Source organism: Pseudoalteromonas carrageenovora IAM 12662 (assembly GCF_900239935.1).
GTDB lineage: Bacteria > Pseudomonadota > Gammaproteobacteria > Enterobacterales > Alteromonadaceae > Pseudoalteromonas > Pseudoalteromonas carrageenovora.
Genome location: NZ_LT965928.1, coordinates 2974851 through 2998982, shown reverse-complemented (window position 1 = coordinate 2998982; position 24132 = coordinate 2974851). Strand labels below are relative to the sequence as shown.

General features: G+C 38.6%; 18 protein-coding genes and 6 tRNA genes. 14 read left to right on the top strand and 10 right to left on the bottom strand.

From position 1 onward, the window contains the following. Positions 1-3: 3 nt before the first annotated feature. The 4 genes from oadA to ALFOR1_RS13575 all read left to right on the top strand — a co-directional run bounded on the left by oadA (position 4) and on the right by ALFOR1_RS13575 (position 4209). On the top strand, positions 4-1782 hold the full coding sequence (gene oadA, locus ALFOR1_RS13590; protein WP_058549535.1) for a sodium-extruding oxaloacetate decarboxylase subunit alpha: 1779 nt from the start codon (positions 4-6) through the stop codon (positions 1780-1782). Positions 1783-1794: 12 nt separating this feature from the next. Continuing rightward, positions 1795-2925, top strand: coding sequence for a sodium ion-translocating decarboxylase subunit beta (locus tag ALFOR1_RS13585; RefSeq protein ID WP_104643269.1), 1131 nt, complete (start codon positions 1795-1797; stop codon positions 2923-2925). 127 nt (positions 2926-3052) lie between these two features. Next, a complete protein-coding gene (locus ALFOR1_RS13580) occupies positions 3053-4024 on the top strand; it encodes an aldo/keto reductase (protein WP_058549537.1) in 972 nt (323 codons plus the stop codon). Between the two features lie 8 nt (positions 4025-4032). Next, positions 4033-4209, top strand: a complete 177-nt coding sequence (locus ALFOR1_RS13575; protein WP_165491324.1) for a hypothetical protein — start codon at positions 4033-4035, stop codon at positions 4207-4209. 115 nt (positions 4210-4324) lie between these two features. Here ALFOR1_RS13575 and ALFOR1_RS13570 read toward each other — a convergent pair whose 3' ends face one another. Then, on the bottom strand, positions 4325-5638 hold the full coding sequence (locus ALFOR1_RS13570) for a peptidoglycan DD-metalloendopeptidase family protein (protein ID WP_058549538.1): 1314 nt from the start codon (positions 5636-5638) through the stop codon (positions 4325-4327). 323 nt (positions 5639-5961) lie between these two features. Between ALFOR1_RS13570 and tyrS the strand changes: the two genes are divergently transcribed. Beyond that, the gene (gene tyrS / locus ALFOR1_RS13565; RefSeq protein WP_058549539.1) at positions 5962-7161 is read left to right on the top strand and encodes a tyrosine--tRNA ligase; all 1200 of its coding nucleotides are present in this window, start codon (positions 5962-5964) and stop codon (positions 7159-7161) included. Positions 7162-7233: 72 nt separating this feature from the next. On the opposite strand, the gene ALFOR1_RS13560 is transcribed toward tyrS, so the two are convergent. From ALFOR1_RS13560 to folE2, 4 genes are all read right to left on the bottom strand, one after another. After that, positions 7234-8178: a cobalamin biosynthesis protein CobD/CbiB gene (locus ALFOR1_RS13560; protein WP_104643268.1), complete on the bottom strand. Its 945-nt coding sequence runs from the start codon at positions 8176-8178 to the stop codon at positions 7234-7236. After that, the gene (gene mtnN, locus ALFOR1_RS13555) at positions 8179-8886 is read right to left on the bottom strand and encodes a 5'-methylthioadenosine/S-adenosylhomocysteine nucleosidase (protein ID WP_104643267.1); all 708 of its coding nucleotides are present in this window, start codon (positions 8884-8886) and stop codon (positions 8179-8181) included. A gap of 120 nt (positions 8887-9006) precedes the next feature. Further along, entirely contained in the window at positions 9007-9603 is a 597-nt protein-coding gene (locus ALFOR1_RS13550) for a DUF2726 domain-containing protein (RefSeq protein ID WP_104643266.1), read from the bottom strand. A gap of 116 nt (positions 9604-9719) precedes the next feature. Further along, positions 9720-10640, bottom strand: a complete 921-nt coding sequence (folE2, locus tag ALFOR1_RS13545) for a GTP cyclohydrolase FolE2 (RefSeq protein WP_058549543.1) — start codon at positions 10638-10640, stop codon at positions 9720-9722. 232 nt (positions 10641-10872) lie between these two features. Here folE2 and arcB point away from each other — a divergent pair, with 232 nt between their 5' ends. Continuing rightward, complete coding sequence (arcB, locus tag ALFOR1_RS13540) at positions 10873-13191, top strand: aerobic respiration two-component sensor histidine kinase ArcB (RefSeq protein ID WP_104643265.1); 2319 nt, start codon at positions 10873-10875, stop codon at positions 13189-13191. A gap of 16 nt (positions 13192-13207) precedes the next feature. Here arcB and arcA read toward each other — a convergent pair whose 3' ends face one another. The 4 genes from arcA to trmB all read right to left on the bottom strand — a co-directional run bounded on the left by arcA (position 13208) and on the right by trmB (position 17964). After that, positions 13208-13924 carry a two-component system response regulator ArcA gene (gene arcA / locus ALFOR1_RS13535; protein WP_058549545.1) on the bottom strand — a complete coding sequence of 239 codons (717 nt, stop codon included), beginning with the start codon at positions 13922-13924 and terminating at the stop codon, positions 13208-13210. A gap of 486 nt (positions 13925-14410) precedes the next feature. Next, complete coding sequence (locus tag ALFOR1_RS13530) at positions 14411-16015, bottom strand: sensor histidine kinase (RefSeq protein ID WP_104643264.1); 1605 nt, start codon at positions 16013-16015, stop codon at positions 14411-14413. A gap of 152 nt (positions 16016-16167) precedes the next feature. Beyond that, entirely contained in the window at positions 16168-17193 is a 1026-nt protein-coding gene (locus ALFOR1_RS13525) for a methyltransferase (protein WP_104643263.1), read from the bottom strand. 45 nt (positions 17194-17238) lie between these two features. After that, positions 17239-17964, bottom strand: a complete 726-nt coding sequence (gene trmB, locus ALFOR1_RS13520; RefSeq protein WP_058549548.1) for a tRNA (guanosine(46)-N7)-methyltransferase TrmB — start codon at positions 17962-17964, stop codon at positions 17239-17241. 161 nt (positions 17965-18125) lie between these two features. Here trmB and mutY point away from each other — a divergent pair, with 161 nt between their 5' ends. Together mutY and ALFOR1_RS13510 are read left to right on the top strand one after the other, a co-directional pair. Beyond that, positions 18126-19187 carry an A/G-specific adenine glycosylase gene (gene mutY / locus ALFOR1_RS13515; RefSeq protein WP_104643262.1) on the top strand — a complete coding sequence of 354 codons (1062 nt, stop codon included), beginning with the start codon at positions 18126-18128 and terminating at the stop codon, positions 19185-19187. 33 nt (positions 19188-19220) lie between these two features. Beyond that, complete coding sequence (locus ALFOR1_RS13510) at positions 19221-19493, top strand: oxidative damage protection protein (protein ID WP_004587535.1); 273 nt, start codon at positions 19221-19223, stop codon at positions 19491-19493. Positions 19494-19569: 76 nt separating this feature from the next. On the opposite strand, the gene ALFOR1_RS13505 is transcribed toward ALFOR1_RS13510, so the two are convergent. Next, positions 19570-22353: a hybrid sensor histidine kinase/response regulator gene (locus ALFOR1_RS13505; protein ID WP_104643261.1), complete on the bottom strand. Its 2784-nt coding sequence runs from the start codon at positions 22351-22353 to the stop codon at positions 19570-19572. A 339-nt stretch (positions 22354-22692) separates the two neighbouring features. Here ALFOR1_RS13505 and ALFOR1_RS13500 point away from each other — a divergent pair. The 6 genes from ALFOR1_RS13500 to ALFOR1_RS13475 all read left to right on the top strand — a co-directional run bounded on the left by ALFOR1_RS13500 (position 22693) and on the right by ALFOR1_RS13475 (position 23563). Further along, positions 22693-22768 (top strand) — tRNA-Phe (locus tag ALFOR1_RS13500). 73 nt (positions 22769-22841) lie between these two features. Further along, positions 22842-22917 (top strand) — tRNA-Thr (locus ALFOR1_RS13495). Between the two features lie 131 nt (positions 22918-23048). Continuing rightward, positions 23049-23124, top strand: a tRNA-Phe gene (locus tag ALFOR1_RS13490). A gap of 57 nt (positions 23125-23181) precedes the next feature. Continuing rightward, positions 23182-23257 (top strand) — tRNA-Thr (locus ALFOR1_RS13485). 50 nt (positions 23258-23307) lie between these two features. After that, positions 23308-23383: transfer RNA gene (locus ALFOR1_RS13480), tRNA-Phe, on the top strand. A gap of 104 nt (positions 23384-23487) precedes the next feature. Further along, positions 23488-23563 (top strand) — tRNA-Thr (locus ALFOR1_RS13475). Positions 23564-24132: the final 569 nt, after the last annotated feature.

Sequence of the window (24132 nt, the reverse complement as noted above, 5' to 3'; positions counted from 1 at the left end):
CACATGGCTAAATTAAAATTAACAGAATTAGTATTACGCGACGCTCACCAGTCTTTATTAGCAACACGTATGCGTTTAGACGACATGCTTCCTATTGCAAGCAAGTTAGATGATGCAGGTTATTGGTCGATTGAATCATGGGGCGGCGCAACATTTGATTCATGTATTCGTTATTTAGGTGAAGATCCGTGGGAGCGTATTCGTGCACTTAAAAAGGCAATGCCAAACACTAAACAGCAAATGCTATTACGCGGCCAAAACCTATTAGGTTACCGCCATTATGCTGATGACGTAGTTGAAAAGTTTGTAGAGCGCGCACACAAAAACGGTGTTGATGTATTTCGTATTTTTGATGCAATGAACGACGTACGTAACCTAGAAACTGCAATTAAGGCGGCTGTTAAAGTTGGCGCGCATGCGCAAGGTACTATTTCGTATACAGTAAGCCCAGTCCATACGCTTGATATGTGGCTCACTCTTGCAAAACAGCTTGAAGATATGGGTTGTCACTCAATTTGTATTAAAGATATGGCGGGTTTATTAAAGCCATACGATGCAGAAGAGCTTATCAAAGCACTTAAAGAAACTGTGTCTGTTCCTATTGCTATGCAGTGTCATGCTACTACGGGGCTAAGTACTGCAACGTATCAAAAAGCAATTGATGCAGGTATTGATATGCTTGATACCGCTATTTCTTCTATGAGTATGACTTATGGTCACTCTGCAACAGAAACTATTGTAGCGATTGTTGAAGGAACTGCTCGCGATACCGAGCTTGATTTAAATCAGCTTGAAGAGATAGCGGCTTACTTTAGGGACGTACGTAAAAAATACGCTGCGTTTGAAGGTAGCCTTAAAGGGGTTGATGGACGAATCTTATTAGCTCAAGTACCTGGTGGCATGTTAACTAACATGGAAAACCAACTTAAAGAGCAAGGCGCTGCCGATAAGCTAAATGAAGTGTTACTTGAGATCCCACGTGTACGTGAAGACTTAGGCTTTATTCCACTTGTAACACCAACATCGCAAATTGTAGGTACACAAGCTGTACTTAATGTGCTTACTGGCGAGCGTTACAAAACAATTACCAAAGAAACTGCCGGTGTACTAAAAGGTGAGTATGGCTTAACGCCAGCACCTATGAACAAAGAGCTGCAAGAGCGAGTGCTTGATGGTAGCGAAGTTATTACATGTCGTCCTGCTGATAAGATACAGCCAGAACTTGCAACGCTTGAAGCTGAGTTACTTAAAGAGGCAAAAGAGCAAGGCTTAACGCTTTGTGATGATCAAATAGACGATGTACTAACTTATGCGTTATTCCCACAAGTTGGCCTTAAATTTATTAAAAACCGTAATAACCCAGATGCGTTTGAAGCAGTACCAAGTGCTGACGATGAAGCGAATAAACCGGCTGCAAAACCAGCAGGTAAAAATAGCGTAAAAGCAGAGCAATACAGCGTTAAGGTAGATGGTAAAGTTTATGATGTAGTTGTAGCGCAAGGCGGAGAGCTTAAAGAAGTAACCCTTAAAGACTCTGAGCATTTACCTCAGTCTGCATCGGTTGCTTCTGGCGAAACTTTGAATGCACCATTAGCCGGTAATATTTTTAAAGTAAAAGTAAAAGCGGGCCAAGTAGTTAACGAAGGTGATGTAGTTGTAATTATGGAAGCCATGAAAATGGAAACCGAAGTACGTGCAATGCATACCGGTACTATAGCTGAAGTGCTTGTTTCTGAGGGTGACTCGGTAACAACAGGCGACGCAATTATAGCGTTAGCTTAAGGGAGAGTTTAAATGGAAGCACTTTTAAACCTTTGGCATGCTACAGGTATTGCTAACTTTACGTTTCCTGGTTTGGTAATGATTGCAGTAGGGTGCTTATTATTGTTTTTAGCAATTGCTAAAAACTTTGAGCCACTGTTACTACTGCCTATTGGCTTTGGCGCAATACTTACTAATATTCCTGTGGCGGGTTTGTCAGATCCCGGTGGTTTACTTTACTACGTTTATTACGTTGGTATTGATACGGGAATATTCCCGTTATTAATCTTTATGGGCGTGGGGGCATTAACAGACTTTAGTGCGCTAATTGCTAATCCGCGTATGTTATTACTTGGTGCTGCTGCGCAGTTTGGTATTTTTGCAACGTTGTTTGGTGCAATACTATTAAACTATGTGCCTGGTTTTGAATTTACCTTACAAGATGCCTCAGCTATTGCCATTATTGGTGGTGCCGATGGCCCTACAGCAATATTTTTAGCCTCGAAGCTTGCACCAGATTTACTTGGTGCAATAGCTGTAGCGGCATACTCTTACATGGCACTTGTACCAATTATTCAACCGCCAATTATGCGTGCGCTAACAACACCTCAAGAGCGTCAAATTAAAATGCCTGAGCTGCGCAAAGTATCTAAAAAAGAGAAAATTGTATTTCCTCTAATGGTGCTTAGCTTAACTGCGATGTTTTTACCTGCGGCTATACCGCTTGTTGGTATGTTTTGTTTAGGTAACTTAATGCGTGAGTCGGGTGTTGTAGATAGATTAAGTAATAGCGCTCAAAACGAAATCATCAATATAACCACTATATTTTTAGGCTTAGCTGTTGGCTCAAAACTAGCAGCAGATAAGTTTTTAACAGTTGAGACTATTGGTATTTTAGTACTTGGTGCATTGGCTTTTGCAATTGGTACAGCTTCGGGCGTATTTATGGCAAAAGGCTTAAATAAAATTTCTAAAACCCCTATTAATCCATTAATTGGCGCAGCGGGAGTGTCGGCTGTACCAATGGCTGCTCGAGTAGTTAATAAAGTAGGGCTTGAAAATAACCCACATAACTTTCTACTTATGCACGCAATGGGGCCAAACGTAGCCGGTGTTTTAGGTAGCGCAGTAGCTGCTGGTATATTGCTAGCACTTGTTGGCTAAGCTCTCGTTTTAAAATTAAACCAACCATTAGGCGCAGTTTACTGCGCTTTTTTTGTGCCTAATTTGTAGATAGATACAGCGTTTTTGTTTACAGTGATGACTCTTCTAAACTTTAAGGACGGTTATCATGCTTCACACACCTTTAGCAAAACACTTACCTCATGTTAGTAAACTTGTATTTGGTTGCATGGGTTTAGGCGGTGGTTGGAACAAAGATGCAATTACTAGTGCACACCTAAAACAAACTCATGAATGTATAGATAATGCCTTTGAAGGCGGAATTAACTTTTTTGACCATGCTGACATTTATACCTTTGGTAAAGCAGAGCAGGTTTTTGGTAAAGCATTAAGTGAGCGCCCAGAGCTTAGAGAAAAAATGTATATTCAATCTAAGTGCGGTATTCGCTTTGAAGACGAGCAAGGACCTAAGCGTTATGACTTCTCAGCAAAATGGATTGAGGAGTCAGTTGAAGGCTCGCTAAAGCGTTTAAACACAGATTACCTCGATGTACTTATGCTACACCGTCCAGATCCGCTTATGGAAGTAGACGAAATAGCGCAAATATTTAGCTGCTTACAAGAAAGCGGCAAAGTGCGTAATTTTGCTGTATCGAATATGCAGCAACATCAGATGAACTTTTTACAGCATGCACTCGATATGCCAATAGTGGCTAATCAAATTGAAGCAAGCTTACAAAAACACCAGTTTGTTGATGAAGGTGTTTATGCAGGCAATGCTGATGGTAAAGACCTAAACTTTACCCCTGGCAGTGTTGAATATTGCCGCCATTTTGATATTCAAATACAAAGTTGGGGTAGTTTGTGCCAAGGTTTATATACAGGAAGCGACTTATCAAATGCATCGCAAGCCGATATAAATACCAGCATACTAGTTAATAAACTTGCCGCACTTTACGAAACTTCGCCAGAAGCTATCGTACTAGCATGGTTGTTACGCCATCCTGCATCTATACAGCCAATTATTGGCACAACTAACGCTAAGCGAATTGCAGCGTCTTGTGATGCTGTAAACGTAGAGCTAAGCCGCGAACATTGGTATGCACTTTACGTAAGTGCTAAAGGTCATGAGTTGCCGTAGGAATCGCTATGAACATATTTGTTATTTTAATTTGCTTGTTTGTAGCCCTAGCAGTGCTTATTCCGTTACTAGAAAAGTATCAAAGTAAAATGGGGCTGGAGGGAGCAACCAAATACAGCAAATATATTTGGCCGCTTGTTATGGTGTCTATAGTAGTGCAGCTTATTTATGTATTAATGAACTAATAAATGAACTAATAAATGAACTAATAAATGAACTAATAAATGAACTAATAAAAAACACGAAAAAAGCCTTTGCGGGTTACCCAGCAAAGGCTTTTTTATTATCTATAACTTAACGTTACTTAAGTGCTAGCTGTAGTTCGCGATTGCGCTCTAGCTGTGCAATAAAGTTATCAGCAATAGGTTTAAACTTAGCAAGCTCTGAGCGAGGTAGTGGCTCTGACTTCGGAAGCTTAACGGTTTTCGGGTTACGGTGAACACCGTTAACTAAAAACTCATAGTGTAAGTGAGCGCCTGTTACGCGACCTGTTGAACCAACAGTACCAATTTTATCGCCTTGCTTAACTTTTTGGCCGGTTTTAACCAGTTTTTTGTTAAGGTGTAAGTACTTAGTTACGTACTGTGTACCATGGCTGATAAATACATAATTACCGTTATATTTGCTGTAACCTGCTTTAATTACTTTACCGTTACCTGATGCAACTACAGGCGTGCCTGTACGTGCTGCGTAGTCAATACCGCGATGAGCTCTTACTTGCCCGGTAACTGGATGTAAACGCTTAGGGTTAAAGCTTGAGCTAATATATTTAAAGTTTACCGGCGCGCGTAAAAATGCTTTTTTCATGCTACGACCTTCGGGCGTATAAAAATTGCCGTCGGTGTGGCGAATAGCTGCAAAGCGCTGACCTTGGTTAATAAATTCAGCGGCAATAATTTTACCAGTACCAATAAACTCGCCATCAACATAGTGAGACTCGTAAATTAAACCAAACTGATCATTTTTGCGAATGTCGTTTGCAAAATCGACATCCCAACCAAAAATATCCGCAAAGTTCATTATTTGGCGTTCACTTAAACCAGCTGCAATTGCAGACGTCCAAAAATTGTTAGATATTTCACCGCCAGCGGTTTTGGTAAGTGTTTCAATTTCTTTGCTGTCGATTGCTGTATCGTAGTTACCTTCGTCATTTAATGTAACAAACAGCGTATCGGTTTTTGAAATTACGTAACGCAATTGTGCTAAAGAGCCATCTTCAGATGTAGCAAAACTAAGTACTTCACCGGGGTGAATTTTGGTTAGTTTACGTGTTTCTGCATTAGTGTTAATTAGTTTATGAAGCGTTTGCGCTGAAAAGCCAGCTCGCTTGAAGATAATTGCTAAATTGTCGCCATTTTTAACTTTATGATCGACAAAGTCGTATTCTGGTAACTTTTCTGCTGCTTGCTCTGAATTTAGCTCAGTTAATTTTTCGTTGCCATCAACTTTTACTTGTAACTCGTAGCGTTTACCAATCTCTAGTGCATTTGCACTATTGTCTTTGGATGCAGTGGCTTTTTCAGAAGGAAGAAAGGCTAAGCCAACAATAGCAGAAACCAAACCTAATATAAGCAATTTGTGTTTTTTGGGGAGCGTGCGAACCACGTGAACCATAACGTGCCTTTTTCTGCTGTCAAGATAATAAATACATAATATTGCAGGATATACCTAATAATGTACGAATACTAGTGTTTTGTAGATTTAAACTGACCTTAAATTACGCTAAAATCGGTCTTAGAAAGCCTTTTTTAACGCTCTACCTAGGTAAGACTCAATTGATTTTGTTTAGTTGCATGAATCACTTAAAAAGTTGTTTTAATTAGGTAGAAATTTGTTATGTTAGCTACATCTATATATTCGGTTTAAACCTTTATTAAACCGTGACTACGCAAGTAACTAGTCGCCCCTTCGTCGGCAGAATTTTGGAGTAACACAAAGTGGATTTACAAACCGCTCTAGCAGAGATTAAACGCGGTGCAGAAGAAATATTAATTGAAGACGAACTAGTTGAAAAACTAAAGTCGGGCAAAAAGCTAAAAATAAAAGCAGGCTTCGATCCTACAGCGCCAGATTTACACTTAGGCCACACTGTACTAATTAATAAAATGAAGACCTTTCAGGACTTAGGTCATGAGGTAATTTTCTTAATTGGTGACTTTACGGGCATGATTGGTGACCCAACAGGTAAAAACGTAACGCGTAAGCCACTTACTCGCGAAGATGTACTAGCCAATGCTGAAACATACAAAGAGCAAGTATTTAAAATATTAGATCCGGCTAAAACAACGGTTGCATTTAATTCTACGTGGATGGAAAACCTAGGTGCTGCAGGTATGATTAAGCTTGCTGCTAACCAAACGGTAGCACGCATGCTAGAACGTGACGACTTTAAAAAGCGTTACGGTAGCGGTCAGCCTATTGCGATTCATGAGTTTTTATACCCGCTTGTACAAGGTTGGGATTCGGTTGCACTTGAGTCAGATGTAGAGCTTGGTGGTACTGATCAGCGTTTTAACCTACTTATGGGCCGTGAGCTGCAAAAAGTAGAAGGTCAAAAGCCGCAAACTGTATTAATGATGCCATTGCTTGAAGGCACTGACGGCGTTCAAAAAATGTCTAAGTCGCTAGGTAACTACATTGGTATTACTGATGCACCAAACGATATGTTTGGTAAAGTAATGTCGATTAGCGATGTACTAATGTGGCGCTACTACGACTTACTAAGTGGTCTTTCAATTGAGCAAATTGCAGCGCAAAAAGAACGTGTTGAACAAGGCACTAACCCGCGCGATATTAAAATTGAGTTGGCTAAAGAACTAATAGCTCGTTTTCATAGTGAAGAAGATGCGCAAGCTGCACATGACGATTTTATCAAACGTTTCCAGAAAAAAGCGCTTCCTGATGAAATCCCTGAGCTTACAATTACGATTGCAGAAGACAGTATTTTAATTGCTAACTTGCTTAAAGAAGCAAACTTAGTGGCAAGTACATCTGAAGCAATGCGAATGATTAAGCAAGGTGCGGTAAAACTTAACGGTGAAGATAAAATCACTGATACTAAACTTGAAGTAGCAAAAGGCACGACGGCTATTTACCAAGTAGGTAAACGTAAGTTTGCGAATATTACTGTAGCGTAAGCGCAGCAGTTAAAACGATAAAAACCAGCTTAGGCTGGTTTTTTTGTGCTCGTATTTTGGCAGCTAAAAGCACTAAATCTCTTTTAGTATTCCGATGCTGATAATGACTAAAAACCAAAATACGCGAGCCTGATTTAATCTATTAATTATTACGGGCACATCATCGGGTGAAGGTAGTCTATCAGCACCAATTCGCATTTTATTAAAGCGCTTACCAAAGTAAACTGCAGGTCCGCCAAGTTGCACGCCAAGAGATGCCGAGCACGCACTTAAAATCCACCCTGTATTTGTTTGATAAAAATGCCTGCCATAGTGCTTTATGTAATGCATGCTTTGTTTACTGGCTTTACTTGCGGTAATTGTTAACGCAAGTAGGCGTATTGGAATAAATTCGATTATGAACAAAATGATTTTAAGCGGTTTTAAAAAGTGGCTATTAGGTGATATATCGGTGCGCCAAGCTTGCTGCATTAAAGTGAGGAGCCGATATGCTAAAGCGCCAATGGGCCCAAATAATAAAAATATGAATATAACCACAAAGTAATTACGAGCAGTTCGTAAAATTAAGCTTTCAATTAAGGCTTTAATTATACCTGGCGCTGAGAGCTTGTTAACCTCTCTGGCAAGCAACGGCTTTAATAGCTCACGCGCGGTAGATTTTTGGCTTTGTTTTACTAACTTTGCAACACGCAGGGCTTTTTTATCTATCGCTTTGCTTTCAAGGCACAAATATAAAATGAGGCCAGCAAGAAGCTCAGGGTAAAAGGCAAATTCGAGCAGTAATACAATAATAATAAGAATAACGCTTAAAACTAGTGTACAGGCCAGGGTGGAGGCTAAATAAAGGTAGCTTTTAGGTTCACTTGGTTTATAAACTCGTTTTCCAATAGCATTAAAAACAGCAGTTAATACAGTATTTGGGTGGTACCAGCTTACCAAAGGAAAAAAGCGCTCAGCGAGGAGCGCTATTATAAAGGCAATAAAGTCCAAATGATTTTGAACAATATTGCTAAGCATTTAAAGGCTTACAGCCGTTAGCTTTTCTAAAAGCGCGACAACCATTTTAGATGAGTTGATTGAAGCAGTTTCTAAGTATTCTTCAAATGATTGCGGCGACTCTTTACCGGCAATGTCAGACATAGAACGAATAACAACAAACGGTGTATTAAGTGTAAAACACGTTTGAGCAATTGATGCGCCTTCCATTTCAACAGCAAGCATTGATGGGAAATCGCTGCGTGCTTTGTCTATACGAACAGGATCACACATAAAAGTATCACCTGTACAAATTAAGCCTACTAACGTTTTAACATCGCTAATTTGTGCAATAGTTTGCTCTGCTGCTTCTACTAATTTTGGGTGTGCTGTAAAGCCTGCTGGCATTTGTGGAACTTGACCAATTTCGTAGCCAAATGCGGTTACGTCTACATCGTGATGACGAACTTCTGACGAAATCACTACATCGCCAACACTTAATGATGGATCAAACCCACCGGCAGAGCCTGTGTTAATAACACAATCAGGTTCAAAGTTATCAATCAGTAACGTGGTAGCAATAGTTGAAGCAACTTTACCAATACCAGATTGAACAAGTGTTACTGTGTTTCCAGCTAACTCGCCAGTATAAAAAGTGAAACCTGCTTTAGTTAAAATTTGTGGGTTTTGCATTGCTTCACGTAAAATTTTAACTTCTGGCTCCATTGCGCCAATAATACCAACATTCATAGTGTTAAATTCCTGAGTTTGAATAACTTGATTATACGTGAAGTTAGCTATAAAAAACAAAAAAGCGAGCTTGTTTATGAGCTCGCTTTAAATACTTTTAGGAGAGTATTTAATTCTATTTTATATTTCGGCTAAGGCGTTTGTTTGCGCTTTAGCTTGAGAAGGCGATAACACAGCAGGTTTGTGTACGCGGTTGCGAACTGGGCGCTGGGTTTGCGCAGCTGCAGGTTTTCCTAGTTTAAACATTATTGCATCGCGAACTTCTGAAGGACGGTAGCCCGATTTAACCTTCATACGAATATGTGGAATGCCAGCCGATTCTAAAGCGCCATTTACAAACCAATCGCGTTGGGCTTTGTGGCCATCTTTATTGGCGTTGTTAACTAAGTCAACAGCGGCAACAATGGTCAACTTTTCTTTGTCGATTAATACAAAGTCGAGTTGTTTACTTTTAGCTTTTGCTAAAGCAGCACGTTTAGATTTAGCCGAAAGGCCTTGCTTACAATCAATCACGTCGATTAATTTAACACGGCTGACTATTTTATATTGATCGCCAACTGCACGTTCTAACAGGTTTAAAAATGCGCCTTCAACCTGCGTAAACACAGTTTGTTTACGGGTAAAAGGATACGGGTTTCCGCCATCATCATTAAATTTTGACGCAACAATTGAGGCCCCAACCACTAATACTAAAATTGATAATAAAGCGAATTCCATACGGTAACTCCATAACAACAAATTGACACTGCTCAACTAAAGCAATTTACGTGCCTAAAAACTTTGTGCTATGAGTTAATTACCGTATGAATTTATAAACTATCACTTCAAGGAAGTTAAGCTTTATAGCCGCCGCTAACACCTTTAACCGCAATAGCCACAGCGTCGTGTGCATGCAGTGATTCGTAATGATTTATTTGCAGCCAATAATCACTAAAGTTATCGTTTTCAAGAACCGCTTTAATTTTACGAGCAGCATCTTCACAAAACATTAAGTTTTGACCATTAAGGCGGGCAAATTCTTGCTCATCTTCGCGTTTTACTGCCGCTTGAACCGGTGTTTTAAGTTCAGCTTCTAAAGTATTAATTAAATTAACAACGTCAAATTCATCGCATGAGCTATCAAGTTTAACTTTTACATTGGCAATTGAGCGCTGTGAGTGGGGCGTAGCTACAATACCTTGCGTGGTGCCTAGCCATTCGTGCACATCTTTTTGACTTAGCGTCTCTTGGTTAAACTTTTCATTAAAGGCATTTTGAATAAGCTGCCTTGCAAGTGCTGCAGAGCACGGGCAGGTAGATGAGTAAGTTACATCTACGGTTAACTCGTAGCTAATAACGTTATTTTCAATGGTGCTGGTAAGCGTTATAGGGTAGCTTTTCCAACCGGCTTTGCCGCTTAATAGTGATTTACGACGTAGCGGTAATTCAAACTTAAACTCTATTTGCGCTTTATCACTTAAGCCTTCATGGCTTGTTATAAATGTATCGAGTGCCTGTGCAATAGTTTGCGGGTTAACTTGTTGCTCGGTAGAAAGTAGGTCGAGCGCTAAAAATAAGCGCGACATATGGATGCCTTTAGCATCTTCTTTATGCAAGTTAACAAATGCACGCGCTTTTGCATTAACGGTAACGGGTGCTAAATCTTTTGATTCAAAAATAAATGGCAGTTCTATTTCGCCCATACCAACCCAGTCTAACTTACCTGTTTGTAAGGCGGGAGCCGTATCAGCTATATCGGGCATGTTGGTTTGCATGTACGCTACTCGTTATTGGTCATAATAAAGCGCTGCATTTTACACTAAATAATTTATTGCTGAAATGATGAGTTTAAGAAGTGGGCGAATTCAAACATGAAAATTTTCTGTTTTTATCGCACAACATGAGTAGAGATAACATAAAAATGCTAAAATCTGGCAAAATAGCATGTTTATACATACACATTGCCTTCTTTATATTTAAGCATACAGCTAAGAGATAAAATTACGTATGACTGATTATTCTTTGAGCCCTTGGGTTAGGGCTCTTTCTAGCTCAATAAAGCGATTTGGTGAGTTTAAAACGGCAGCTTTTTGTTATGCTTTATTGTTATCTGCATCACTTATTTTATCGAGCATGTTTTATTACGTGGCAATTGGTGAGCTGCATATTGTTGATATTTTAGCTGTAGTATTTTTTGCAGCCGTTGTCTCGCCTCTTATTATTACTGTATTACTTAATTCTGTTCGTCAATTAGATGCCTCTTACGCTTATTTAGATAGTGCTACAAAACAAGAGAAACTCTTAAACCAAACTTTAAAAGACAATATCAATCGTTTAAACATTGAGATTGATGAGCGTAAAATGGCATTTCATGCCAAGCACCGTGCAATTGAAGAGCTACGCCGAGAAATCGCAGAGCGTAAAAAAACGCAGCAAGAATTAGCTCAACAAGGCATGTTACTCCGCTCTATTGTTGATTCATCTCCCGATTTATTTTATTACCGCGACAATAATGGTGTGTTTGCCGGGTGTAATAAAATGTTTGAAGAGGTTATGGGGAAATCAAGTAGCGAAATTATTGGTAAAAGTGCTGAACAAATATTCCCTACACACTTTTTATCTCAAGTACTAACTACCGATGAGCAAGTTGAGCAAACTCACAAGCCGTTAACTATAGATGTAGGGTACGAGGTTGAGGGTGAAAAACGTTGGTTTGAATTACGTAAATTGCCATTTATAAATGATGAGGGCGACTACATAGGTTTGCTTGGTTTTGGACGTGATATAACTAGTCGAAAAGAAGCGGCCCAAGCCCTTGAGACAGCTTACAAAGATAAAGGTAAGTTTATAGCCACGCTGAGCCACGAGTTACGCACGCCACTTAATGGTATTGTTGGCTTAACCCGTATGTTGCTTGATACAGAAATGAACAAACAACAGCGTAGCTGGTGTAATACAGTGTTTTCGAGTGCAGAAACCCTCGGTAATATTTTTAACGATATTATAGATTTAGATAAAATAGATAGAGATCAGCTTGATATCGCAACCGATTCAATAAATGTTTCAGACTTTATAAATGATGTGGTTAACTTTGCAGGTCTAATTGCTGAGCAAAAAGAGTTAGAGTTTAATATTGAGCGAAATGGCAAGCTAGACGTGTATGCATTGCTTGATCCTACACGTTTACGCCAAGTTGTTTGGAACCTTATTAATAATGCCGTTAAGTTTACCCAGCAAGGTAGAGTGACCCTAGAGTGTAGCCGTGAAAATCGTGAAGAGGGGCCATGGCTAGTTATTAAAATATCAGATACTGGGCAAGGTATTCCGCAAGAGCAACTTGCTCGAATATTTGATATGTACTACAAAGCACCAGATTTAAAAGGGACTAACGCAATAGGATCTGGCATTGGACTTGCTGTAACTAAAGCGCTTGTGAGTGCTATGAAAGGCACAATTACAGTTAATAGTACCGAAGGCGAAGGCAGCTGTTTTACAGTACAAATTCCACTTAGTTTATGTGTAGCACCTACAGAGCAGAGCTATGTGGGACGGGGCTTATATATATTACTTGTAGAAGATGTGCCGCTAAATGCTGAAATAGCAACTAACTTGTTAGAGCAGCGAGGCCATGAAGTGCTTTGGGCTGAAACCGGCGAAGATGCACTGTCGTTTGTAGAAACCGAAGACGATTTAGATTTAGTACTGTTAGATATGCAGTTGCCGGATATAAACGGTGATGTGGTTGCAAAGCACATACGATCAGACAGCCACTTTGATAAACTGCCTATAGTTGCGCTTACGGCTAACGTGCGTAGCGCTGAAGAAGAGCTTGAAGGAATTTCTATTCAAGGTGCGTTGGCTAAGCCAATTAATACAGTGAAGCTTGATAAAATGCTCGCAGATTTATTTGATATTAAGCAGGCTAAGTGTACTGAGCCACAATTAAAAGTGAGCAAAGAAGCGCTTAAAGAAATTAATGCACATTTACTCGATGTAGAAACAATAGAAGACTTTGTTAACTCAATGGGCTTAGAAGTGTTTAAGCGCAGTAGTCAATTATTTGAAAAGCTAAATCCTCAATATCAACAAGAAATGCTAACTTCACTTAACTCAAATGACAGAGAAGAGTATAAATCGGTTGCGCATAAGCTTAAGGGGGCAGCAGGCTCTGTAGGTTTAAACGACGTACAGTTACATGCAAAAGTAATGGAATATGGTGCGATTGAAGAGTCTGATGAGGTATTACAAAATTGGTTAGATGTTTTAGCAGATAAAATAAATGAAGGACAACAAGCCCTTCATTTATTTTTACAACAATTAGAGTAAACGAGTTTTACTCTAATTAAGCGTCGATTTTACCAATAAAGCGGTAACCTTCACCATGAATGGTGCTGATAAGCTCTGAAGTAGAGTTATCGCTTTCAAAGTGCTTACGAATACGACGGATTGTAACATCTACAGTACGGTCATTTGCACGAAGCTCACGTCCTGTCATGTGCTTAATTAATTGCTCGCGGCTAAAAATACGACCAGGAGAATCAAGCATTAAACGAAGTGCTCTGTATTCACCTTTAGGTAAACGTTTAGCATCGCCGCTTGGAGAAGTAAGGCAACGGCTATTTTCGTCAAGCTCCCAACCGTTAAAAGTAAGCACACCATTTGTTTCTAGTGCCGACTCTTCACCGCCTAAAGCTGTACGAGTAATAAGGTTACGCGCTCTAATAGTCAATTCACGTGGGTTGAATGGCTTAGTGATATAATCATCAGCGCCAATTTCAAGACCTAAAATACGATCAACATCATTATCACGACCTGTTAAGAAAATAAGGCCTACTTTGCGCTTTTGGCGTAATTCACGGGCTAAAATAAGACCGTTTTTACCAGGAAGATTGATATCCATAACAACAAGATTAACATCATCGTTATTTGTAAGCTTGTCATGCATATCATCGCCATCAATGGCTTCAATAACTTTATAACCTTCAGCTTCAAATAAACTAACGAGGTTGAGTCGAGTTACGTCTTCATCCTCTACGATTAGAATGACTGGCGTTTGCATTATTAATTAACCTTTTGGAATATTTTATTTACAAAAAATCGGTGATGAATTTATAACCGATTACTAGAGATTAGGATTATACCCATTTGTTAACAAGAAAAAACAAATTGGATAAAAATAAAACAGTAGGGTATCCAAAGTCTACAAAAAGGGCTGTGCAAAAACTACTGTTTAATTGATATATTCATGGATGTAGTCATTTGAATCATAAAGTCGAAGCCATTTTCCTTTGATAATTGATACATCCACCAATCAAACAAGGTACTTAAAATAATCAGACTAATTCAAAGCGAAATTATATCATTTTCTAACCTTTCATCAATGTATGTGATACAGCAAAGCCAATAAAGTTCATAATTTGCTTGGTAATATTTATTTAATGTAATTAAATAATGTTACTTGTTTACCACATGCATTCTAAATGAGGTCATTAAATACTAATTCAAGGATAAATTTTAAATAAATGCACTTTTAAGTGATCTTTGTTTAAGGGATCGTAATTATAAATCGAGTACCGTGTTTCTCTTCAATATCAAACATTATTCTGCCACCTAGCGCTTGAGTAACTAAGTTATAAACTAGGTGCATGCCCAAGCCGCTGGCGCCTTGCCCTCGTTTTGAGGTAACAAATGGGTCAAATATTCTATTTTTAATGTTTTTATCAACGCCTTGGCCGTTATCAGAATAAACAATAGTTAATTTTTTTCCTACTAGCTCTACATCAAAGCGAATTTCATTATTTTCTTTCCCTACAAAGCCATGAATTACAGAGTTCATGAGTAACTGTTGAAATACCTGTTGTAATGGCTCAGATTTACTTTGAATAGCTAAATCAGTAGGGCAGTTGATAACAACGACGGGTTTTTTAGGGAGCAACTCCGATTGTATTGATGTTAAAACATCACTAATTAATTTATGTATATTTATGTGAGTATTAACCCCATCATCTTGAATAACTGCAACTTTTTTAAAGTTTGAAATGAGATCGGCTGCACGGTTTAGATTTCGGTAAATTAAATCTAAGTTTTCAATACCTTCGTCAATAAAGCGTTTTAAGTGGCTTGAGGTCAGCTTTTTGTCATTAAAGCTTTGTTGAATATCAGCCAGCTTATCACGTAGAAGAGTTGAGCCCGTTATACCGAGCCCTATAGGGGTATTAACTTCATGAGCAACACCTGCGACCATTTGCCCTAGCGAGGCCATTTTTTCGTTTTCAACTATCTGTGTTTGGTATTGATGCATTCGCTCAAGGGTAGATAGTAGCTCTTGATTGGCCTCTCTAAGAGCGATAGTTCTTTGATTTACCTTTTCTTCGAGGCTTTGGTTTAGCTGCTTTATTTCTTGTTTGTCTTTTTCGTGGCGCTCAAGTTGCTTTTTTGTGCGTGTAAGCATGATATTTAAACTGTTAGACAGGGCAGTAATTTCTTTTACATCAGTAACAGGAGCGCGTGCATCGTAATTATGATTTTTTGATACATCTTGCAATAACATACTTAATTGCTCTATCGGGCTGGCAATACGGCGCTGAATTTTAGCTGCAATAAAGTACACAACTACAAGTATCAATAGTGTGAGTAATACATCAATTAAGATTTTTTGCTCTATATATACTTCTAGGCTTTCTAAACTGCCTCGCATATATACATAGCCGATTACCTTTTCATTATTATAAATAGGACGTGTTAGCTCTATATGCTCGCTGGTAACTCGCGGCGTAGTTAGCTCATCTACACTATCAATTCTTAATGGTACTGGCGGGGTTTTTTTTGCATTAAAGCTGATAAAAAAAACGGGTTTTTGAGAAGTTTTTTCTATTGAATAAATATGAATATTTTTTACTAAAGGAATATTTTCGAATGATTTAAGGCGTTTTTCTTCTGTTTTGCGATCATCTTTGGCTACTGAATCCCCGGCATCAAAAGCGACAATTTCCGAAAGGATCACAAGCTTATTAATAATTAACTGCTTTTGCTCTTTAACACTTAAGTATGTCGATATCGAAATAGATAACGACAGACAAATAGCTGTTATAAGCATAATCAAATTTATTAGTGCTTTTCGGATGCTACTTTGATGAACTTTTTTAGGCATTATTTCAATATCGCCTGAGTCAATATTAATTATTTAGAATTTTAGTTTAGCAAAGACAGCAGAAAAGGAAGGAAAAAAACTAAATTAATTCTTATATTTATTCGAAAGTTAGCTTAAGCACTTTTAGTGCTCAAGCTTTTCGTAAAATCAAACTAGCTGCTATATACCGCAAATTTATTATTCTTAAATACTGTTTGATAGTTTTCAAACTGAGTTTCTAAAATTGGCGGGTATTTTAAAAAGCTATTAGCTACTATATTTAGCTTTCCTGCTTTAGTTAAGTGCTGTTTTGCATTAGCTAAAAATGTTTCTGCTACGGTGTAATCTGTTGCAATCCCTGTGTGAAACGGTGGGTTGCTCACTATTAAATCAAACTTACCAGTAATATTTTTAAGGCCATCACTTAATACCGCTTCGCCTTTAATATTATTTAGTTTTAGTGTTTGCTCTGTAGCGTAAGTAGCTAGAGCACTTACGTCTGAACATACAAATTCAAGTGCTGGGTTTTGTAACCCTAAAAAGGTGGCAATTAAGCCAGCGCCGCAACCAAAATCAAGCACTTTGCCTTGCTTAACTGTTGGTGCATTTTCAAGTAGCATCTTAGTACCAGCATCTAATCCACCGTGGTTAAACACGCCTGGTACGCTAATAGCGGTAAAGGAAGTGTTGGCTACATCAATAGTAAACTGCTTATGATAAGTGCTTATATCAAAATGTGCATTTAGCTCAATGTCGCTAAAAGAATAAAGTACACAATGTTTTGCAGAGTCTATTTTATTGCTAAAGCCAGCCTTACCCGTTAATTGTTTTTCAATTGATTTAACACCACTTTTGTTCTCGCCAACCACGAGTAAATCAGCGTCTTTAGTTATTACCGCACGAATATTATCTAGCGCCATTAGTAGTTCGGGCTTAGATTTAGGGTAATAAAGAATAACTAAATCGTAACCTTCGCCATTAATAGTGTGATTAATACATACATCAACATCTTTAACGTTTTTAGCAAAATCGCCATTGGCATGGTTGTAGCTAAACGCTGTAATATTACTTTGCGGGTTTAGTGCTTTAAGTTCATTTAAAAAGCCATCTTGAACAAAGTTGACCACCAAGATTGATTTACCCGTTAACTCTTCACTATTTCGAAGCAACAGTAAACTTGGGTTGGTTAATACGCTCATAAATGGCTTTGCCTTACAATGTGTTAAATTAATATAAAAGTGTAATTACTTAGTGCGTTCAAACATTAAGTCCCAAACGCCGTGACCTAATCGGTGGCCGCGTTGCTCAAACTTAGTAAGTGGACGTAAGTCAGGGCGAGGCACATAATCGTTAGTCTCTGATTGGTTTTTATAACCCGGGGCAGCTTGCATTACTTCTAGCATATGTTCTGCGTAGTTTTCCCAATCAGTAGCCATATGAAAAACACCGCCTATTTTTAATTTAGAACGTAGTTTTTCAGCAAATTCTGTTTGTACAATACGGCGTTTATGATGGCGCTTTTTATGCCATGGATCTGGGAAGAATAATTGCAACGTAGTAAGGCTCTCATCGCTTAAGCAATCAGCAAGCACTTCAACTGCGTCGTGTTCAAACACGCGTAAATTAGTTACACCAGCTTCATCGGCATCCATTAAACATGCGCCAACGCCCGGACGGTGTACTTCTATACCAATAAAGTTAAGGTGCGGTGCACTTTTTGCCATTTCAACAAGTGACTTGCCCATACCAAAACCAATTTCTAGCACCACATCGTTGTTGTTACCAAACACTTGGGTTAAATCAAGTAAGCCATTTTTGTGCTCAAGGCCCATGGTTGGCCAGCATTTTTCAATCGCAGCGGCCTGACCTTTGGTTAATCGGCCTTCGCGTTTTACAAAACTACGAATAGTGCGGATGTACTTACCTTCTTGCTTAGCTTGCTCAAGGTTGTTGTTACTTGATTCACTCATATTATTGGCCTGACAAAAACAATGTGTTTAAAAATGGTTGCGTATTATCCCTGACCAAGACGCCAATCACAAGTATTAGCGTATTATACAGCCCACATAGCTTGATCTTTTTATTAACTACAATAGACTGAGCCGCCATTGAGCATGAGTAAAAGCGTAATATGTTAGATCTAGATAAAAAGCAGTCTGATTGGTTTGCCAGCCAAGTAGTTGATTGGTATCACCTCCATGGGCGTAAAACATTGCCGTGGCAATTAGGTAAAACCCCTTATAAAGTCTGGGTGTCTGAGGTGATGTTACAGCAAACCCAAGTTGTTACTGTAATCCCATATTTTGAAAAATTTATGACAAGCTTTCCTGATATTGTTGCTTTAGCTAATGCTGATGAAGATTTAGTACTGCATCACTGGACTGGCTTAGGTTATTACGCTCGTGCGCGTAATCTACATAAAACTGCAAAAATAGTACGTGATAAGTACCATGGTGAGTTTCCGCAAACACTTGATGAGGTAATGGACTTGCCAGGAATAGGGCGCTCTACAGCTGGAGCTGTGCTGTCGCTTTCGCTTGGGCAGCACCATCCAATTTTAGATGGTAATGTTAAGCGTGTATTAGCACGTTACTTTATGATTGAAGGCTGGTACGGCGTTAAAAAAGTAGAAAACCAGTTATGGCATTTATCTAATCAGCTTACACCTAAAAATAATGTGACCGAATTTAATCAGGCCATGATGGATTTAGGTGCAAGCCTTTGCTCTCGTAGCCGCTTTGATTGCCGGGCATGCCCGTTAAACTTAGGCTGTGGTGCTTTTAATGCAGGCAAGGTAAAAGAATTTCCGCACTCTAAACCTAAAAAAGCAGTCCCTAAAAAAAGCTGCCATCAATTAATTATTAAGTGTGATGAAAAAGTCTTAATGGAAAAGCGCCCAAGTAGTGGGATTTGGGGGGGGTTGTTTGGCTTTTTTGAATTTAACGAGTTCAGCGACCTTGAGCTATTTTTAGCTCAGCAAGGCATTAATAGCGATCTCGATTTACTAGAACCCTTTACTCATGTTTTTTCGCATTTTGAATTAACTATTAATCCGCATGTACTTAATGTTAAGCAAATTCCAGATGTAGTAAACGATAAACAATTAGTGTGGTATCCGCTTGACCAATCTGTAGAGGTTGGCTTAGCTGCACCAACTAAAAAGTTGGTTAAACAAATTAGCCCAATAGGTTAAACTATTAGCATTTAGCGCTTAAGAGAGTCAATTATGGCACGTACAGTATTTTGTCAAAAGTTACAAAAAGAAGCCGAAGGGCTTGGTTTTCAGTTATACCCAGGTGAACTTGGCGAGAAAATTTTTAACAATATTTCTAAAGAAGCTTGGGGGCAGTGGCAGCATAAGCAAACAATGCTTATCAATGAAAAACACTTAAATATGATGGACCCAGAGCACCGTACATTTTTAGAAGAGCAAATGGTTGGCTTTTTGTTTGAAGATAAAGATGTTGAAATTGAAGGCTACCGACCGCCTGAAAAGTAACTCTATTATTTAAAGTTATAAAAAAAGGGCTATTTAGCCCTTTTTTTATTATCAACTTAGCTTACTCGCGTTATTGTTAATCGGTCAGCTCGTCCTCTTGCTCATCTTCAGCTGTTCTTACTTGCTCTTTTAAAAATTGAGCTGCTTTAGAATATTCAATTTCAAGCTTATCGCGTAAGTCTATTAACTCATCAGTGCTTAGCTCATCTTCTTTACATTTATCTTCAAATGCACTTGCAAGCTCAGATACCATTTGTGCGCCAATTGTTTTAGAAATCGATTTTAATTGATGGCACCCATCAATGATCTCACTTAAATCGTTAACCATCACACCAGAGTTAATACTTTTAATTAGCCCTTGGCTTTGTTCTAAATACATTTTGAAAAAGCGAATCTGCTTAGCTTTATCGCCATTTACATATTTAGTAACGGCTTCCATATCAATAGGCAATGCTGTTGTTTGATGAATAATTACATTTTGACTCTGGTTCTGCTTATCGCTCCAACGTTTTAAAGTATCTTCTAGCGCGTTAAGTTCTATAGGTTTAGTAATAAAGTCATTAATACCTACAGCTAAACAGCGCTCTTTTTCGCCTTTAAGTGCGTTTGCGGTTACAGCAATAATATAAGGTTGTGCATCTACAGATTCTAATAGCTCAGCTTCGTTACGAATTTTTTCGACCATATCGTAGCCCGACATTTTAGGCATATGTAGGTCGGTTAAAATAAGTGAGTAGTCACCTTTTCTCCACATATCTAGACCTTCTTCACCGTTGTTAGCTATTTCAACGCCAAAGCCTAGTATGTGTAATTGGTCAGTTAATACTTGCTGATTTAAGAGATTGTCTTCTACTAACAAAATTAACTTGTTAGATTTACGAGCTTGCTCAACATTTAAGTAGTTATTAAGTGACTTGGTTTTTTTAATTTGCTTAGGAGTGTGCAGACCCGCAGCAACTAAAATAGAGAGCATAAAATTAGATTTACACAAAGGTGAGGCATTTATATAAAAAATATTTTTATGATTTATAGCCGCTTCATCAAGCTTACTTAATACCACGACTTGTTGGTTATAATCTTCTAATGAATAAAACAAACGCCTAAGCAATGCGTTAGTTTTATCCATGTTGTCTATACCGTCAGCTACCCAAATAATATCTTGAGAGTATTGGTGCTCTTCTATTTCAGCTTCACTATGAACATAAGTGATTTTAGCGCCCATAAACGATAAGTAACGATACATCACTTTTTCACGTTCAAGGTGGTTACTGGCAACAATAATTTGTTTACCTGCTAGCGCGCCTTTGTGTGCGTATTTAATTTTACCCGATGTGCTAAATGGCAACTCAACAGTAAACTCACTGCCAATGCCTGCATGGCTCGTAACATGAATTGTACCAAGCATTAGCTCGGTTAAACTTTTACAAATAGAGAGGCCTAAACCTGTACCACCATATTCTCGGGTAATTGAGTTTTCGGCTTGTATAAATGGGTTAAATATTTCGCGTAGTTGCGCTTGGGTCATCCCTTTACCATTGTCAGTTACGCAAAAGCGTAAGGTAAAGTGATCAGCAGTATTATGAGCAACTTCTACTGATATTTTTACATGGCCCTGAGTTTTCTCATCGGTGCTTGTAAATTTAATTGCATTACTACATAGGTTATAAAGAACCTGACGAACGCGTACGCTGTCGCCTGTAAGGTTTGTCGGAATATCAGGCGCTATTGATAGCTCTAAATCAAGCTCTCGTTTTTTTGCAACAGAAGAGAGTACTCTAGCAACTTCTTCAATAGTATCGGTTACAGAAAATGGGGTGGGATCTATATTAAGTTTTCCAGCCTCAATTTTAGAAAAATCTAATATGTCATCCAAAATGCTTAATAGCGAAAATGCCGATTCACGAATAATCGTACTTAAGCGATGCTGTGCACCATCAAGCTCCGTTTGACGTAATAAATCAATAGTCCCTATAACACCATTCATAGGTGTTCTTATTTCGTGACTCATTGTGGCTAAAAAGGTTGTTTTAGTTTCGCTAGCTCGCTCAGCTTTTAAGGTTGCTTGTTCAAGGGCTAAAGTACGGTTTTGAACTTCGGCTTCAAGTCCATTTTGTAGTTTATAAAGCTCTTTTTGTGCAGCTTCATTTTCAATTATTACTGATTGAACTTTACGCAGTAATAAATTAACGTGCTTTGCAACCTCGCCTAAGCCAATGTCTAGTTGCTCATTAACACTGCTATCGTAATTAGCGTCCTCTGTAATTGCTTTTAACTCTTGAGTAAGCGAGTTGGTGCTTTCACGTAAACGTGTATTAATGTACATATTAAAAGCTAAAGTAAGTATAAATAGCGCAGCTACGCTTGCTATAGCAATAATGTAGGCAATAACTTGCGAGTCTTGGGCGCTTAGCGGTGGCGCCATTACCTTTTGCTTAATTATAAGCTCGCCAATAGGTTGATCATTCAGCGTTAATACATGATGTAAAATACCTTGCTCAACCAGATGCTGGTCGGTTTTAATTGAGTCTATAGCTGGTTGACTACTGCTGTATACTAGTTGAGTTTCTGAGGTGGCATTAAAACGATATAAAGTGTATTCGAAATCGTTATCTAGTAGGGACGTTAAATCAAGTAACTGCTTTACTTTACCTTGGCCGTACATAGTAAGTGCATCAACCATGGGTAAATTAAGTCTATTAGCAAGAGTTGTAATATTTATTGATGGCTCTGTCTGAGCAGATTCAGTTGTTGTTTGTGTATAAAATGAATGTGCAATAATAGCGAGCGCTGTTACTGTAATATTAATGATTAAAAAAAGAGGTAGTAAGCCTTTTACCGGTGAAGAGAATTTACTCTGCATTGAATGTTCCCAGTTGGTATATTTAACTACGGTAAGCCTTTACCGTATTATTATAGTAATCGTAACATTTACAAAAAATAATTCACTACGTTTTTAGTCTGGTTTAATTGATTATATAAGAGATTTTGAACTTTATTTGGTGGATAAATAAACATAAGTTTATAAAAAAGCCTTCGGTTGCTTGAAAACCGTTCAAACAGTTATAAAGAGTAAAAAAAAAGTTGACTTGTAAGGGCAAAACTCGTTTAATACGCCGCACGCCCAGATAGCTCAGTCGTTAGAACTGAGTGGGAGTTGCATTGAAAATCCTTTAAGATTTTTAATTAGCACTGTTTAAGTGCCTCGATAGCTCAGTTGGTAGAGCAGAGGATTGAAAATCCTCGTGTCCCTGGTTCGATTCCGGGTCGAGGCACCATTTATTAAAGTAGTGGTGTTTAACCAATAGAGTTTAAACACTGTTACGCGTGCCTTTGCACACAGTTTTGTGTGCCGACTTAGCTCAGCTGGTAGAGCAACTGACTTGTAATCAGTAGGTCAACCGTTCGACTCGGTTAGTCGGCACCATTTATTTAAAGTAGCTTGAAAAAAAAACTGTAATCAGTAGTCTCTTTAAGTTACCCGTCGACTCGGTTAGTCGGCACAGTTTATTAAGTTAAAGGTTAATTTTATTAATCGATAACTAGCACAGTTTATGTGCCTCGATAGCTCAGTCGGTAGAGCAGAGGATTGAAAATCCTCGTGTCCGTGGTTCGATTCCGCGTCGAGGCACCATTTACTCAAAGTTCTCAATCTTTAAAATTGAACGTGCCTTAGCACACAGTTTTGTGTGCCGACTTAGCTCAGCTGGTAGAGCAACTGACTTGTAATCAGTAGGTCAACCGTTCGACTCGGTTAGTCGGCACCATTTATTCAAGTTAACGGTTATTTTTAACCGTTAACTAGCACAGTTTATGTGCCTCGATAGCTCAGTCGGTAGAGCAGAGGATTGAAAATCCTCGTGTCCGTGGTTCGATTCCGCGTCGAGGCACCATTTATTGAAAACCTTGCTTATTAGCAAGGTTTTTTGTTTTTAAATAGTGCTATAAAAGTTCTCAATCTTTAAAATTGATCGTGCCTTAGCACACAGTTTTGTGTGCCGACTTAGCTCAGCTGGTAGAGCAACTGACTTGTAATCAGTAGGTCAACCGTTCGACTCGGTTAGTCGGCACCATTTATTAAAAGCCTCGCTTATTGCGGGGCTTTTTTGTTTGCATTAAAGTATATGCAGTTGATAATAAAACAACTGACTTGTAATCAGTAGTCTGTATAAGTTATCCGTTCGACTCGGTTAGTCGACACCATTTATTTAAAAGCCTCGCTTATTAAGGGGCTTTTTTGTTTGCATTAAAGCATATGCAGTTGATAAGAAAGCAACTGACTCGTAATCAGTAGTCTGTATAAGTTATCCGTTCGACTCGGTTAGTCGGCACCACTTATTTATAAGCCTCGCTTATTGCGAGGCTTTTTTGTTTGCATTAAAGCATATGCAGTTGATAAGAAAGCAACTGACTCGTAATCAATAGTCTGTATAAGTTATCCGTTCGACTTAGTTAGTCGGCACCACTTATTTAAAAGCCTCGCTTATTGCGAGGCTTTTTTGTTTGCATTAAAGCATATGCAGTTGATAAGAAAGCAACTGACTCATAATCAGTAGTCTGTATAAGTTATCCGTTCGACTCGGTTATTCGGCACCATTTATTTAAAAGCCTCGCTTATTGCAAGGCTTTTTTGTATTTGTAG

Excerpts from the sequence above, each read along its gene's own strand:
- oadA (WP_058549535.1), top strand. The coding sequence starts at position 4 with ATGGCTAAATTAAAATTAACAGAATTAGTATTACGCGACGCTCACCAG.
- ALFOR1_RS13585 (WP_104643269.1), top strand. The coding sequence starts at position 1,795 with ATGGAAGCACTTTTAAACCTTTGGCATGCTACAGGTATTGCTAACTTT.
- ALFOR1_RS13580 (WP_058549537.1), top strand. The coding sequence starts at position 3,053 with ATGCTTCACACACCTTTAGCAAAACACTTACCTCATGTTAGTAAACTT.
- ALFOR1_RS13575 (WP_165491324.1), top strand. The coding sequence starts at position 4,033 with ATGAACATATTTGTTATTTTAATTTGCTTGTTTGTAGCCCTAGCAGTG.
- ALFOR1_RS13570 (WP_058549538.1), bottom strand. The coding sequence starts at position 5,638 with ATGGTTCACGTGGTTCGCACGCTCCCCAAAAAACACAAATTGCTTATA.
- ALFOR1_RS13560 (WP_104643268.1), bottom strand. The coding sequence starts at position 8,178 with ATGCTTAGCAATATTGTTCAAAATCATTTGGACTTTATTGCCTTTATA.
- mtnN (WP_104643267.1), bottom strand. The coding sequence starts at position 8,886 with ATGAATGTTGGTATTATTGGCGCAATGGAGCCAGAAGTTAAAATTTTA.
- ALFOR1_RS13550 (WP_104643266.1), bottom strand. The coding sequence starts at position 9,603 with ATGGAATTCGCTTTATTATCAATTTTAGTATTAGTGGTTGGGGCCTCA.
- folE2 (WP_058549543.1), bottom strand. The coding sequence starts at position 10,640 with ATGCAAACCAACATGCCCGATATAGCTGATACGGCTCCCGCCTTACAA.
- arcB (WP_104643265.1), top strand. The coding sequence starts at position 10,873 with ATGACTGATTATTCTTTGAGCCCTTGGGTTAGGGCTCTTTCTAGCTCA.
- arcA (WP_058549545.1), bottom strand. The coding sequence starts at position 13,924 with ATGCAAACGCCAGTCATTCTAATCGTAGAGGATGAAGACGTAACTCGA.
- ALFOR1_RS13530 (WP_104643264.1), bottom strand. The coding sequence starts at position 16,015 with ATGCCTAAAAAAGTTCATCAAAGTAGCATCCGAAAAGCACTAATAAAT.
- ALFOR1_RS13525 (WP_104643263.1), bottom strand. The coding sequence starts at position 17,193 with ATGAGCGTATTAACCAACCCAAGTTTACTGTTGCTTCGAAATAGTGAA.
- trmB (WP_058549548.1), bottom strand. The coding sequence starts at position 17,964 with ATGAGTGAATCAAGTAACAACAACCTTGAGCAAGCTAAGCAAGAAGGT.
- mutY (WP_104643262.1), top strand. The coding sequence starts at position 18,126 with ATGTTAGATCTAGATAAAAAGCAGTCTGATTGGTTTGCCAGCCAAGTA.
- ALFOR1_RS13510 (WP_004587535.1), top strand. The coding sequence starts at position 19,221 with ATGGCACGTACAGTATTTTGTCAAAAGTTACAAAAAGAAGCCGAAGGG.
- ALFOR1_RS13505 (WP_104643261.1), bottom strand. The coding sequence starts at position 22,353 with ATGCAGAGTAAATTCTCTTCACCGGTAAAAGGCTTACTACCTCTTTTT.